This window comes from Kocuria marina, from assembly GCA_014652975.1.
Taxonomy (GTDB): domain Bacteria; phylum Actinomycetota; class Actinomycetes; order Actinomycetales; family Micrococcaceae; genus Kocuria; species Kocuria marina.
On record BMZV01000001.1, the window covers coordinates 500,403 to 513,633 of the forward strand.

Consider the following 13,231-nt stretch of genomic DNA (forward strand, 5'->3'; position numbering starts at 1 on the left):
CGAGGGCCCCGACAAGCTCGGCGAGCGGGCGGAGCGGCGGTCAACGCACGCGCTGCACCCGGTCCGGGCGTCCGGAGTCGGTGGAGACGTAGCTGTCGATGGCCCCGGGGCGGCCCTCCATGAACCCGTCGATCTGCAGCTTGTCCGCGCGCAACTGCGGGTCGTTGCGCAGGTAGTGCTTGGTCTCGCGGGCGATCAGCCCGGAGAGGATGAGCAGACCCAGCAGGTTGGGCAGCGCCATGAGCCCGTTCATGAGGTCCGCGAAGGACCACACGATGGCCAACGGCACGCTGCAGCCCACGAACACGATCAGCGAGAAGAACACGCGGTACGGCATCACGGACCTGCGGCCGAACAGGCGCTCCATGCAGCGCTCGCCGTAGTAGGCCCAGCCCAGGATCGTGGAGTACGCGAAGAGGATCAGGCCCAGGGTCACGATCAGGTGGCCCCACCCGCCGGGCAGCCCATGGCTGAAGGCGTCCCCGGTCATGGTGGCCGCGAAGTCCTTGCCCTGGTCCCACACGCCGGTGGTCACGATCACGAGGCCCGTGCAGGTCACCACGATGATGGTGTCGATGAACGTCTGGGTCATGGACACCAGACCCTGACGGACGGGGTGAGTGGTCTGCGCGGCCGCTGCGGCGATGGCCGCGGACCCCATGCCGGACTCGTTGGAGAAGATGCCGCGGGCCACACCCATCTGCACCACCAGGATGATCGCGGATCCCGCGAAGCCGCCCACCGCGGAGTGCCCCGTGAAGGCCGTGCTGAAGATGCTCCCGAACGCCGCGGGAACGGACTCGATGTTGACCGCCAGGATGTAGAGCGCGCCCAGGACGTAGAAGACAATCATGATAGGCACGAGCGCGGCGGTGACCTTACCGATGGACTTGATCCCGCCCACGAGCACGAGCAGCGTCAGCGCCGCGAGCACGAGGCCCGTGACCCACACGGGCACACCGAAGGAGGACTCCACGTTCGCGGAGATGGAGTTGCCCTGGGTCATGTTGCCGATCCCGAAGGACGCGAGCACCGCGGCGATCGCGAAGAACAGGGAGAGGAACTTGCCGAAACCGTTGGGGATCCCGCGGAACAGGTAGTACTGCGGACCGCCGGAGATCTCGCCCTTGGCGTCTCGGGTGCGGAACCGCACGCCCAGGAAGGCCTCCGAGTACTTGGACGCCATGCCCAGCACGCCCGTGACCCACATCCAGAACAGGGCGCCGGGGCCGCCGATCGAGATGGCCGTGGCCACGCCCACGATGTTGCCGGTACCCACGGTCGCGGCGAGCGCCGTGGTCAATGCCTGGAACTGGGAGACGTCACCGCCGGGGGCGTCCTTGTCCTTGCGTTCGAACAACGCGAGGCGCAGTGCGGGGATCAACTTGGTGATCTGCAGTCCGGACAGCCGGATGGTCAGGTAGACGCCCGTTCCGAGCAGCAGCGGGATCAGGAGGAACGGCCCCCACACGAACCCGCCGATCGTGTCGAGAATGGATTGGAGCGAATCGAGCATGAAGGTGTCCCTCGTTCAACTGGGGCAGGATGCCACGGACGGTGTGTGAACAATGTCACTGTCCCGGACAGTGAACCACATCCCGCGCGGTTCCGGGCCCGTCGGCGCGCGGAGCGGGGGCCATGTCGCACGGCTCGCGGGACGACGCCGCCGGGTCCGGGCATTCACCCGACGGGCGACACCGCCGGGTCGGGACATTCGCCCTCCGGACGACGCGGCCGGGACGTCCGCCCGACGAACGACGTTGCAGCGCCGGGTGGTTCACCGGAGGGGCGTCCCCTGCCGGCGCGCCGTGAGGACCAGTCCCACGGAGATCACGGCGCATGCCGCCATGCTCAGCGCCATGGGCACCGCGGTGTACTCCCCGCCGAGGCCCGTGAGGGGCGTGACGAGCCCGGCCAGGATGAACTGGGCCATGCCCACCACGGCGGAACCTGTGCCGGAGAGGCGCAGCCGTTGGGCCTGGCGCTGGGCCATAGCCACGGCGTTGCCCAGGACGAGTCCCATGCAGGACTGGGCCAGGAACAACAACACCAGGGTGATCGCTCCGACCACGCCCAGCAGCACCAGGACCATGTTGAGCACGGAGAAGGTTGCGAGTCCCGTGACCCCCACGAGCAACAGGGAGGAGGGGTCCCGACTGCCCACGAGCTTGGTGTTGACCACTCCCATGGTGATCGAACCGCACGCGTTGATCGCGAAGATCACGGAGTAGACCAGGGCGCTGAAGCCCAGCACGTTCTGGATCACGAACGAGGACGCGGAGATGTAGGAGAACAGCGCACCGAACGCGAAGGCGAAGCTCAGGGCGTAGAGCGTGAAGTGCCGATCACTGATCACCTGCCCGGCGTTGCGCAGGATGCGCCCCAGCCCGCCCCGCGAGCGCTGCCCCGGCGGGAGGGTCTCCGGCACGATGAACACGGAGCACGCGAGCATCACGGCCCCGAAGATCGCGAGCACCCAGAACACCACACGCCAGTCGGCCACGGTCGCGATCACACCGCCCGCGAGCGGTGCGACCACGGGTGCCAGGGACGTGATGAGCGCGAGCACCGAGTACAGCTGGGCCGCGCGGTGGCCATGGGCGATGTCCGAAACCACGGCCCGGGCGATCACCACGCCCGCCGCCCCGGCGAGACCCTGCACGAACCGCAGGGCGAGCACCCAGTGGATGTCCGGGGCCACGATGATCCCCACGGACGCGAGCAGGAAGATCAGGTTCCCCGTGACCATGAGTTTGTGCCGCCCCAGCACGTCCGAGAGCGGGCCCAGCAGGAATTGACCCAGAGCCATGCCCACCATGTACGCGGTAAGGGTCAACTGGATCATGCTGGCCGGGGAGCCGAACCACTCGCCCATCTCCGGCATGGACGCGAGGTACATGTCCGTGGCCAGCGGGCTCACGGCGGAGAGGATGCCCAGGGCGCCCACGAGCACGATCCAGTCCAGGCGCGGGCTCAATCCCAGCCTGCTGCGACCGGGCTCGGGGGACGCGGGGTTCTGGGTCATGCGGGCTCTCCTGGCACGCGCCTGGGCGCTGAGGGGTGGGTGGGCTGTTCAAATAGTAGGTGCCGCGGGTCACCCGATCCCTTCCTGCGACGCCCCCGCGCCTAGGATGATCCACGATGGAATCCAGCGATCGCACCCCTGACACGTCCGCGCACGACGCGGCTCTCCCGGACTCCCCGGGCAGCGCCCCGGAGGCGTCCCCGGCCCCCGAACACCGCACCGAACAGCCCGCCGAGGCCCGTGCGGCCGGCGCCGCGCCATCGTCATCCGAGCCCACCGATGCCGATGCCACCCCGACGAACGACGCCGCTCCGACAGGCGACGACGCTACGGCAGACGACGACGCTCCCTCGGGTCCCGCCGCGGCGACCGGCGGTGCCCCCGCGGGCGTGGCGTTCCCGCGGCAGCCGTACTCGTTCGTGCGCCGCGGTGACCGGTTGTCCCCCAAGCGCCAGAAGGCGTGGGACGAGCATGCGGACGAGTGGGTCCTGGACATCCCCCGCGTCATGACCGACACCTCCGTGGATCCGGCCTACCGACTGGACAGGGAGGCCGTGTTCGGCCGCGTGGCGCCGCTCGTCGTGGAGGTGGGCTCGGGCCTGGGCGAGGCCATCGTGGCCCATGCGGCGGCCCACCCGGAGCTGGACCACCTGGCCGTGGAGGTCTACAAGCCCGGTGTGGCGGATCTACTCATGAAGGCCGCCCAGGCCGGTGTGACCAACGTGCGCGTGGCGCAGGCCAACGCCCCCGAGGTGCTCGAGCACATGCTGGAACCCGGTTCCGTGCACGAACTGTGGGTCTTCTTCCCGGACCCGTGGCACAAGACCCGCCACCACAAGCGGCGCCTGGTCTCCCCCGGTTTCGCCGAACTGGCCGCCCGCGTCCTGGAACCGGGTGGACTGTGGCGGTTGGCCACGGACTGGCAGGAGTACGCGGTGGTGATGCGCGAGGTCCTGGACGGCGCGGACGCGGACTTCGAGAACGTGCATCCGGGTCCGCTCGCGGACGACGAGCACCCGGACGCCGGGTGGGCCCCGCGCTGGGAGGGCCGGATCCTCACGAGTTTCGAACGCAAAGCCACGGAAGCCGGGCGGATCCCGCGGGACCTGACCTACCGCCGTCGTTAGCCGGACCCGGGGCGAACCGGTCCGGGGGCCTACTGTGGGAAGGTCCCTGACCGACCGACCCGCAGGAGTCCCGGTGTCCTCCAGTACACGACCGCCCCACCCGTCGGACGCGGAGCCCGAGCCCTCGCCGCGCGGGGGTGCCCGCAAACCGGCGAACCGCAAGGACGCCACGCGCTCGTTCCTCGACGAGATCAACTACCCCCACAACATCCACCCGGCCGTGGTGCCGGGCGTGTCCGTGGAGGACCAGAAGGTGCGCTACGGGATCGACAAGATCGTGGTGGGCGTGGCCGGCGGGTTGATCGTCGCGTTCATCGGGTGGGGTGTCGTGGACACCGCGTCACTCACGGCCGTGTCCGGTGCGGCGCTGAACTGGACGATGCTCAACATGGGGTGGGCATTCAACGTCCTGGCGATCGGGCTGTTGCTCTACCTGCTGTACATCGCGGTGTCCCGCTACGGGCGGATCCCGCTGGGCCTGGACGGGGACCGGCCCGAGTACTCCACGGCGTCGTGGGCGGCCATGCTGTTCGCGGCGGGGATCGGGATCGGGATCATCTTCTTCGGCCCTTTCGAGCCCATGACCTACTTCCTGTCCCCGCGCCCGGGATCCGCGGACCCCGGCACGGTGGACGCCATGAAGAAGGCCTCCGCGCAGGCCGCGCTGCACTGGGGGCTCAACGCGTGGGCCATCTACGGTCTCGTGGGCGTGGCGGTGGCCTACACGTCCTACCGGCGCGGACGCGTTCCACTCATGAGTTCCGTGTTCGCACCGTTCTTCCACAACGGCAACACCGACAACCTGGCCGGCCGGATCATCGACATCCTGGCGATCCTGGCCACCCTGTTCGGCACCGCGGCGTCCCTGGGCATCGGTGCCCTGCAGATCGGGCGCGGTGTGGAGATCTTCACGGGTCTGGGCCCCTCGGGCAACGCCGCGGCGGTCGTCATCATCGCGGTGCTCACCGCGGGGTTCATCGCCTCGGCGGTCTCGGGCGTGGCCCGCGGGATCCGATGGTTGTCCAACATCAACATGGTCCTCGCCGTGGGTCTGGCACTGTTCTTCTTCGTCCTGGGACCCACCGCGTTCCTGCTCAACTTCGTGCCCTCCGTGATCGTCACGTACTTCGCCGAGCTGCCCACCATGCTGTCCGCGTCCATGTCGGACGGCCCCGAGATGCAGGCGTTCCTGTCCTCGTGGACCACGTTCTACTGGGCCTGGTGGGTCTCCTGGGCACCCTTCGTGGGGGTCTTCGTGGCCAAGATCTCCCGGGGCCGCACCATCCGCCAGTTCATCCTGGGGGTGCTGTTCATCCCCTCGTCCATCGTGGTGATGGCCTTCACGGTGCTCGGCGGGACCGCCATCCACCAGCAGATGCAGGACCACGCGATCGCCCCGGACGGCACCGCGCAGACCCTGCCGGCCCCGGAAGAGATCTTCTTCACCGTCCTGGACGGCATGCCCGCGGCCGGCATCATGGCGGGAATCGTGGTGCTCATGCTGGCCATCTTCTTCATCACCACCGCGGACTCCGCCTCCGTGGTGACGTCCCAGATGTCCCAGCGGGGCAACCCAAACCCCAAGCGGCGGATCACCGTGTTCTGGGGACTGTGCATGGCCGGGATCGCCGTGGTGATGTTGTTGATCGGCGGACAGAACGCGCTCACGGGTCTGCAGAACCTGATCACCGTCACGGCCCTGCCGTTCACGCTGATCATGTTCGTCATGGCCGTGGCCTTCCACAAGGACCTGCGCCGGGACCCCATGGTCATCCGCGAGCAGTACTCGCGCTGGGCCGTGGACAAGTCCGTGCGCCACGGCATCGACGAGTACGGGGACGACTTCACGTTCTCGGTGGAGCGCGCCCCGGACAGCAAGTGGGCGGCGGGCGCGGACTTCGACTCGAGCGCCCCGGAGGTCACCGAGTGGTACCGGCGCACGGACGAGGACGGCAACCCCGTGGCCTACGACTACGAGACGGGCGAGTTCACCGATTCGCACGACGTCGTACACCCCGGCGAGCGCGCGGCAGCGCCTAGGGTGGAACCCGACGCACCCTCCACGGACCCCGAGAGAAAGTAGCCCCGCATGTTGTTCCTGGCCCGCATGGACGTGGTCTTCCCGGAATCGATGACCGACGAGACCAAGGCTGATTACCAGCACCGCGAGAAGGCCTACTCCGGTGAACTCCAGCGCACGGGTGTCTTGAAGGGCATCTGGCGCGTGGTGGGCGAGTACGCCAACTACTCGATCTACGACGTCGAGGACAACGACGAGCTGCAGACCGTCCTGTCAGGGTTCCCCATGTTCGCGTACATGAACGTCAAGGTGACCCCGCTGGCCAAGCACCCCAACGCCACCACGGACGACTTCTTCGACGGCAACACGATCCAGGAGTAGTCCTTCCCGGTACCCCGGATGACGAGATCCCTGCGGCCCTTCCCGAGAGGAGCCGCGGGGATCTCGCCGTTCGCGGGTCGTCTACTTCTGCGAGCCGCGCAGCTTCGTGGTCGACGACGACGTCGCATCCCGCCGCACGGACGCCGCGTCCCAGCCCGGGGCCGTATCCCGGCCCAGTATGGCGTCCCGGCCGGTGGCCGCAGCCTCGGGCTTGGCCGGGCGGTAGAGCATGAGCGCCTGGGACACCTTGCGGGGTGAGCGCCGGGTGCCACGGGCCATACGCACCACATCCCCGGCGGAACCGGCGGTAAAGATCATGTCCCGCTCCTGCCGCGCCCGGCGCTCCCGTTCGAGTTCCTCGGACAGTTCCGTGACCCGGGTCTGCAGCGCCTGCACCTGGTTCTCGAGCTGGATGATGCGCTTGATCCCTTCGAGGGACACGCCCTCCTGGGAGAGCTCCTGGATCTGACGCAGTTTCTGCACGTCCAGCTGGGAGTACCGGCGGGCCCGCCCGGAGGCCCGGGACGGGGTCACGAGACCCATGCGGTCGTACTGGCGCAGGGTCTGGGGGTGCATGTCCGCGAGCTCCGCGGCCACCGAGATCACGAACACTGGCTGGGTGAAGTCGATGGCCATGTCAGAGCGCCGCCTCCTCGCTCAGGTTCGCGCGGGGGTCGAAGTCCTCGGTGGCCCGCGCGAACTCCTGCAGTGCTTCCCGTGCGGCATCGTCCAGGTCTGCCGGGAACTGGATCTGCACCGTCACGATCATGTTGCCCGTGGTGGACCCGGACGTGAAGCCCTTGCCCTTGACACGCATCCGGTGCCCGGACGACGTCCCCGCGGGGACCCGCACGGTCACATGGCCCTCGTCCAGCGTGGGCACCTGCACGGTGGTCCCGAGTCCGGCCTCCGCAGCGGTCACCGGGATGTCCACGTGCACGTCCTGGCCCTCGCGGGTGAAGAACGGGTGCTCCTTGACCTTGACGGTCACGAACAGGTCCCCGTGGCCACCGGGCCCCGAGTGTCCCTTGCCCGCGATCTTCAATCGCTGCCCATCCTTGACGCCCTTGGGCACGCGCACCGTGGTGGACTGGCCGTTGCCCCGGCGCAGTTTCACCGTGGTGCCGTTGTACGCGGAACGCAGCGGGATCGTGGTCGTGGTGTGGATGTCCTCACCCTTGGCGGGCGGTGCCTGGTAGCCACCGAATCCGCCCTGACCCCCGCCGAATCCGCCCTGGCCGCCACTGAAGCCCCCGCCGAACCGCGAATTGCCGCCCTGGCCGCCGAACTGCGCGAACAGGTCCTCGAACCCGCCACCCCCGGAGGTGGAGTAGCTCCTGCGGCCACCGCCGCCGTTGAACAGACCCCCGAAGAGGTCCTCGAACCCGGCGCCGCCAGCGTTGCTCGCACCACCGGGGCCACCGGCGGTGAACCGCGCCCCGGAACCCATGGCCCGGATCGCGTCGTACTGTTCGCGTTCCTCGGGGTCCGACAGCACCGAATTGGCCTCGGTGATGTCCTTGAACTTCTTCTCCGCGGCCGCATCCCCCGGGTTCTGGTCCGGGTGGTACTTGCGGGCCAGCTTGCGGTAAGCCTTCTTGATGTCCGCCTGGGATGCGTCCTTGGAGACGCCCAGGACAGTGTAGAAATCTTTGTCGATCCAGTCCTGACTGGCCATGACGCCTCCTTCCTCCTGGTACTTCCCTGTGTGACTCGGGGCGGGTCCCGTCATGCGGACCCGCCCCGAGGAATTTCTTGCGTTACGGCTTCGTGGCCACGGCCACCTGGGCCGCCCGGACCACTCGAGCGCCCACCCGGAAGCCCGAGCGCAGCACCATGGACACGTGATCCGGTTCCACCTCGTCGGTGGGTTGCTGCAGCACGGCCTCGTGGACGGTGGGGTCGAAGACCTCCCCCACCTCCCCGATCCGGGTGAGGCCCTTCTTGCCCAGGGCGTCCTCGAGCTTGGTCGCGATCGCGGCGAACGGGCCGTCCTCGAGGTCCCCGGCCTTGCGAGCGGCGTCGATGTCGTCCAGGACCGGCAACAGCGCGGTGATCATCTCGCCGGAGACGAAGTCCCGCAGCTGATCCTTCTCCCGCGCGGTGCGGTTCTTGAAGTTCACGAACTCCGCCTGCAGCCGACGCAGGTCCTCGAGGCGCTCGTCCGCGAGCTTCTGCGCGGCGGACTCGCCCGCCGGGGCGGCGTCGTCCTGCGACGACGCCGCGTCCGCGGCCTGCGTGTCCCCGGCCTGGGCGTCCTGGGACTGAGGGGTGTCCAGGATGTCGTCCACGGTCAGCCCCTCACCACCCTCGGAACGCTCGGTGCCGGTGGAGTCCTGAGCTGAATGATCCGGGTCCTCCGGCACGGACTCGCCGTGACCCTTGGTGTTCTCGGAATCGCTCATGCTCACTTCCTCCCGTTCTTACCGTCTTCGTCGTCCACGACCTCGGCGTCGACGATGTCGTCGTCGTCCTTGGCCTGCGCACCCTGAGCGCCCTCGGCACCCGGCTGGGCACCGGCGGCACCCTCGCTCTGGGCCTGGGCGTACAGCGCCTCACCGATCTTGGTCTGGGAGGCCTGCAACTTCTCGAACGCGGTCTTCACGGCGTCGTCGTCGTCGCCCTCGAGGGCGGACTTCACGGCGTCGACGTCGGCCTGGACCTCGGTCTTGACGTCCTCGGGGATCTTGCCCTCGTCGTCATTGAGCAGCTTCTCCACGGAGTACGCCTGCTGTTCCGCGTTGTTGCGACGGTCGGCGGCTTCACGGCGCTGCTTGTCCGCGTCGGCGTTCGCCTCGGCGTCCTTGACCATACGGTCGATGTCCTCCTTGGACAGCGAGGTACCGCCCGTGATGGTCATGGACTGTTCCTTGCCCGTGCCCTTGTCCTTGGCGGACACGTGCACGATGCCGTTCGCGTCGATGTCGAACGTGACCTCGATCTGCGGCATGCCGCGCGGGGCCGGGGCGATGCCCGTGAGCTCGAACGTGCCCAGGTTCTTGTTGTCCCGGGTGAACTCGCGCTCGCCCTGGAAGACCTGGATGGACACGGACGGCTGGTTGTCCTCCGCAGTGGTGAAGGTCTCGGACCGCTTGGTGGGGATGGCCGTGTTGCGCTCGATGAGCTTGGTCATCACGCCGCCCTTGGTCTCGATGCCCAGCGACAGCGGGGTCACGTCGATCAGCAGCACGTCCTTGCGGTCGCCCTTGAGCACACCGGCCTGGATCGCGGCGCCGATGGCCACGACCTCGTCCGGGTTCACGCCCTTGTTGGGGGCCTTACCCGCGAGCTCGGTGACCTTCTCGACCACGGCGGGCATACGGGTGGAACCACCCACGAGCACCACGTGGTCGATGTCGGAGACGTTGATCCCGGCCTCGGAGATGACGTCCTTGAACGGCTTCTCGGTGCGGGCCAGCAGGTCCTTGGTGAGGTCCTCGAACTTGGCACGGGAGAGCTTCTCGTCCAGGTGCACGGGGCCCTCGGGGGTCACGGACAGGTACTGCAGGGAGATGGTCGTGGACGTCGCGGAGGACAGTTCCTTCTTGGCCTGCTCGGCCGCCTCCTTCAAGCGCTGCAGGGCGATCTTGTCCTTGGACAGGTCCGCACCGGTCTTGGACTTCACCTGCTCCAGCAGCCAGTCCACGATGCGCTGGTCCCAGTCGTCGCCACCGAGGCGGTTGTCACCGGCGGTGGCGCGGACCTGGATGGTGGAGAAGTCGTCCTCGTCCTTGCCGACCTCCAGCAGGGAGACGTCGAACGTGCCGCCACCGAGGTCGAAGACCAGGATGAGCTCGTCCTCCTTGCCCTTCTCCAGACCGTATGCCAGGGCCGCGGCGGTGGGCTCGTTGACGATGCGCAGCACGTTCATGCCGGCGATCTCACCGGCCTCCTTGGTGGCCTGGCGCTCGGCGTCGTTGAAGTACGCGGGAACAGTGATCACGGCGTCCGTGACCGTGTCGCCCAGGTAGGACTCGGCGTCCGCCTTGAGCTTCATGAGCGTACGGGCGGAGATCTCCTGCGGGGTGTACTTCTTGCCGTCGATCTCGGTGGTCCAGTCCGTGCCCATGTGGCGCTTCACGGAGGCCACGGTGCGGTCCACGTTGGTCACGGCCTGGCGCTTGGCCACGTCGCCCACGAGGGTCTCGCCGTCCTTGGAGAAGGCGACAACGGACGGGGTGGTGCGGTTGCCCTCGGCGTTCGCAATGACGACAGGCTCGCCGCCTTCCAGTACGGATACCACGGAGTTAGTGGTACCGAGGTCGATTCCTACTGCACGAGACATGTTCTATCCCTTCGTTGTTCCGATGCGGTTCGGAGGGGCGCCGACGCGGCCGGTCCGTGAACCTTTAAGACTTGAGCTTTCGAGACTCAAGTTTACACCTTGAGCTACCCCTGTCAACCTAAGTTGAGTCGCAACGGCTCAAGTATCTGCACACCGCGTCTCGCCCGAGCTGCCGGGAATTCCACAGCAATTCGGGGGTGGACACTTAGCCGCGTTACACTGATGAGTTTGTACGCCCAGGGCGAAACGTGCCGGGCCCGCACTGACCCCGACCCCTCCAGGAGCGCCACCGCACCACACGAGCTCACCGATCACCCACCGCCGCAGTCAGGAGAACTGTCTTGAGCACGCCACCGCATTCCACGGACCGAGAACCATCGACCACCCCGCCCCACGACCACGCCACCCAGGGATCGACCGCCCGCAGCCGCCCCCGGAAGATCATCGACGAGCTCACCTACCCCCACGGCATCCACCCGGCACTGGTGCCGGGTGTCGGCGTGGAGGACCGCAAGGTCAAGTTCGGCACCGACAAGGTGGTCTTCGCCGTCACCGCGGTCCTCGTGGTGGGCTTCATCGCATGGGGTGTCCTCAGCACGGACAGCCTCTCCACGGTCTCCGCCACCGCGCTCGCGTGGGTCACGGACAACACCGGCTGGTTCTTCATCCTGCTCTCCACAGCGGCCGTGGTCTTCATGATCTTCATCGGCTTCACCCGCACCGGAAGAATCAAGCTGGGCCGCGACGACGAGGAGCCCGAGTACTCCTTCTTCTCGTGGCTCGCGATGCTCTTCGCGGCGGGCATGGGCATCGGCCTGGTCTTCTACGGCGCATTCGAGCCGATGACCTACTACGAGGGCGGGATCCCCGGCTTCGCGCACGCGGCCGAGGCCGGCAGCGACTCCATGATCGTCTATGCCCTCGTGCAGTCCGCCTTCCACTGGGCCCTGAACCCGTGGGCCATCTACGCCGTCGTCGGCGTCTCCGTGGCCTACGGCGCCTACCGCCGCGGCCGCGCGCCGCTGATCTCGCGTGTGTTCACCGCGCTGCTCGGCCACAAGCGCGTGGACGGCACCATGGGCAAGCTGATCGACGTCTTCGCGATCTTCGCAACCCTCTTCGGCACCGCTGCGTCCCTGGGCGTGGGAGCCATGCAGATAGGCTCCGGCATCTCGATCGTGGGCGGCATCGACAAGCTCAGCAACAACGCGCTGATCGTGATCATCGTGCTGCTGTCCGTAGGCTTCATCATCTCCGCCGTGTCGGGCGTCTCGCGCGGCATCCGCTACCTGTCGAACATCAACCTCTCACTCGCCTTCGTGCTGGCGCTGTTCGTGTTCCTCGTGGGGCCCACTGTCTTCCTGCTGACGCTGATCCCCTCCACGTTCTCCACCTACATCTCCGAGTACCTCTTCATGACCGGCCAGTCGGCCGCGTGGGGCCCGCAGAGCGCCCAGTTCTCCAACACGTGGACCGTGTACTACTGGGCCTGGTGGCTCTCGTGGTCCCCGTTCGTGGGCATGTTCATCGCCAAGATCTCCCGTGGCCGCACCATCCGCCAGTTCGTGACCGTCGTGCTCGTGGTCCCGGCCTCGGTGTGCATCCTGTGGTTCATCGTCTTCGGCGGCTCCGCCATGTTCTTCGCGAAGAACGGGGCGGACCTCTCCGTGGAAAACGGCGCTGAGTCCATGCTCTTTGGACTCTTCGACCAGCTCCCGCTCACGGCCGTCACCTCGGTGCTGGCCATGGTCGTCATCGGCATCTTCTTCGTGACGAGTGCGGACTCCGCCTCCGTGGTCATGGGCACCATGACCCAGCGCGGGCGCCCGGACCCCAGCAAGTGGATCGTCATCTTTTGGGGCGCGTGCCTCGCCGGCATCGCGATCGTCATGATCCTGGTGGCGGGCAACGACGCCCTGGCCGGTATGCAGCGCTTGGTGATCGTCTCGGCGCTGCCGTTCGCGGTGATCGTGGCCATGATGATGGTCGCCCTGTACCGGGACCTGCGCTACGACCCGGCCACGCTACGCACCAAGTTCGCGTACTCGGCTGTCCAGAAGGCCGTGGCCTCCGGGCTCGCCGAGCACGGTGACAACTTCGCCCTGCAGGTGGAGCGCGCCGAGGGCCATCGCGCCGCCGGCGACGCGTTCGACTCGCACGATCCGGCAATCACCGAGTGGTATCGCCAGACGGACGAGAACGGGGACGAGACCGACTTCGCGTACAAGTCGGCGTGGGTCTCCTCGGCCGTCGACGACATCGCGGACGGCACCCCCGAGGGCGAGGCCCCGTGGGAACAGACCACGCCGAAGCACCGCAACGACCAGTGACACCGATGGCCCGCTGAACCGGGCCCCCTCCCGAACGCGGGGTGCACGTCATGGGACGCGCAC

Annotated in this window: 10 protein-coding genes; 4 read left to right on the forward strand and 6 right to left on the reverse strand. The window is 67.8% G+C overall.

What is annotated here, in order from left to right; all coding sequences use genetic code 11:
- Window positions 1-40: 40 nt before the first annotated feature.
- The gene (locus tag IE157_RS02395; RefSeq protein WP_064846336.1) at window positions 41-1,516 is read right to left on the reverse strand and encodes an alanine/glycine:cation symporter family protein; all 1,476 of its coding nucleotides are present in this window, start codon (window positions 1,514-1,516) and stop codon (window positions 41-43) included.
- Window positions 1,517-1,777: 261 nt separating this feature from the next.
- Window positions 1,778-3,025, reverse strand: coding sequence for a multidrug effflux MFS transporter (locus tag IE157_RS02400; RefSeq protein ID WP_193519009.1), 1,248 nt, complete (start codon window positions 3,023-3,025; stop codon window positions 1,778-1,780).
- A 389-nt stretch (window positions 3,026-3,414) separates the two neighbouring features.
- Here IE157_RS02400 and trmB point away from each other — a divergent pair, with 389 nt between their 5' ends.
- From trmB to catC, 3 genes are all read left to right on the forward strand, one after another.
- The gene (gene trmB, locus IE157_RS02405) at window positions 3,415-4,152 is read left to right on the forward strand and encodes a tRNA (guanosine(46)-N7)-methyltransferase TrmB (RefSeq protein WP_193519316.1); all 738 of its coding nucleotides are present in this window, start codon (window positions 3,415-3,417) and stop codon (window positions 4,150-4,152) included.
- A 73-nt stretch (window positions 4,153-4,225) separates the two neighbouring features.
- Window positions 4,226-6,235 carry a BCCT family transporter gene (locus IE157_RS02410; protein ID WP_144997257.1) on the forward strand — a complete coding sequence of 670 codons (2,010 nt, stop codon included), beginning with the start codon at window positions 4,226-4,228 and terminating at the stop codon, window positions 6,233-6,235.
- A 6-nt stretch (window positions 6,236-6,241) separates the two neighbouring features.
- Window positions 6,242-6,553, forward strand: coding sequence for a muconolactone Delta-isomerase (gene catC / locus IE157_RS02415; protein WP_035964097.1), 312 nt, complete (start codon window positions 6,242-6,244; stop codon window positions 6,551-6,553).
- Window positions 6,554-6,634: 81 nt separating this feature from the next.
- On the opposite strand, the gene IE157_RS12770 is transcribed toward catC, so the two are convergent.
- The 4 genes from IE157_RS12770 to dnaK form a co-directional block, all read right to left on the reverse strand.
- Window positions 6,635-7,189, reverse strand: coding sequence for a heat shock protein transcriptional repressor HspR (locus IE157_RS12770; protein WP_318281267.1), 555 nt, complete (start codon window positions 7,187-7,189; stop codon window positions 6,635-6,637).
- A gap of 1 nt (window position 7,190) precedes the next feature.
- Entirely contained in the window at window positions 7,191-8,231 is a 1,041-nt protein-coding gene (locus IE157_RS02425) for a DnaJ C-terminal domain-containing protein (RefSeq protein ID WP_085106163.1), read from the reverse strand.
- Window positions 8,232-8,313: 82 nt separating this feature from the next.
- Window positions 8,314-8,964, reverse strand: a complete 651-nt coding sequence (locus tag IE157_RS02430; RefSeq protein ID WP_312918326.1) for a nucleotide exchange factor GrpE — start codon at window positions 8,962-8,964, stop codon at window positions 8,314-8,316.
- Window positions 8,961-10,838 carry a molecular chaperone DnaK gene (gene dnaK / locus IE157_RS02435; protein WP_085106162.1) on the reverse strand — a complete coding sequence of 626 codons (1,878 nt, stop codon included), beginning with the start codon at window positions 10,836-10,838 and terminating at the stop codon, window positions 8,961-8,963. The genes IE157_RS02430 and dnaK overlap by 4 nt, the downstream gene beginning before the upstream one ends.
- A gap of 341 nt (window positions 10,839-11,179) precedes the next feature.
- Here dnaK and IE157_RS02440 point away from each other — a divergent pair, with 341 nt between their 5' ends.
- Window positions 11,180-13,168, forward strand: a complete 1,989-nt coding sequence (locus IE157_RS02440) for a BCCT family transporter (protein WP_193519011.1) — start codon at window positions 11,180-11,182, stop codon at window positions 13,166-13,168.
- Window positions 13,169-13,231: the final 63 nt, after the last annotated feature.

Bases quoted from the DNA above. Each gene is read 5' to 3' on its own strand.
- IE157_RS02395 (WP_064846336.1), bottom strand. From the start codon at position 1,516: ATGCTCGATTCGCTCCAATCCATTCTCGACACGATCGGCGGGTTCGTG.
- IE157_RS02400 (WP_193519009.1), bottom strand. From the start codon at position 3,025: ATGACCCAGAACCCCGCGTCCCCCGAGCCCGGTCGCAGCAGGCTGGGA.
- catC (WP_035964097.1), top strand. From the start codon at position 6,242: ATGTTGTTCCTGGCCCGCATGGACGTGGTCTTCCCGGAATCGATGACC.
- IE157_RS12770 (WP_318281267.1), bottom strand. From the start codon at position 7,189: ATGGCCATCGACTTCACCCAGCCAGTGTTCGTGATCTCGGTGGCCGCG.
- IE157_RS02425 (WP_085106163.1), bottom strand. From the start codon at position 8,231: ATGGCCAGTCAGGACTGGATCGACAAAGATTTCTACACTGTCCTGGGC.
- dnaK (WP_085106162.1), bottom strand. From the start codon at position 10,838: ATGTCTCGTGCAGTAGGAATCGACCTCGGTACCACTAACTCCGTGGTA.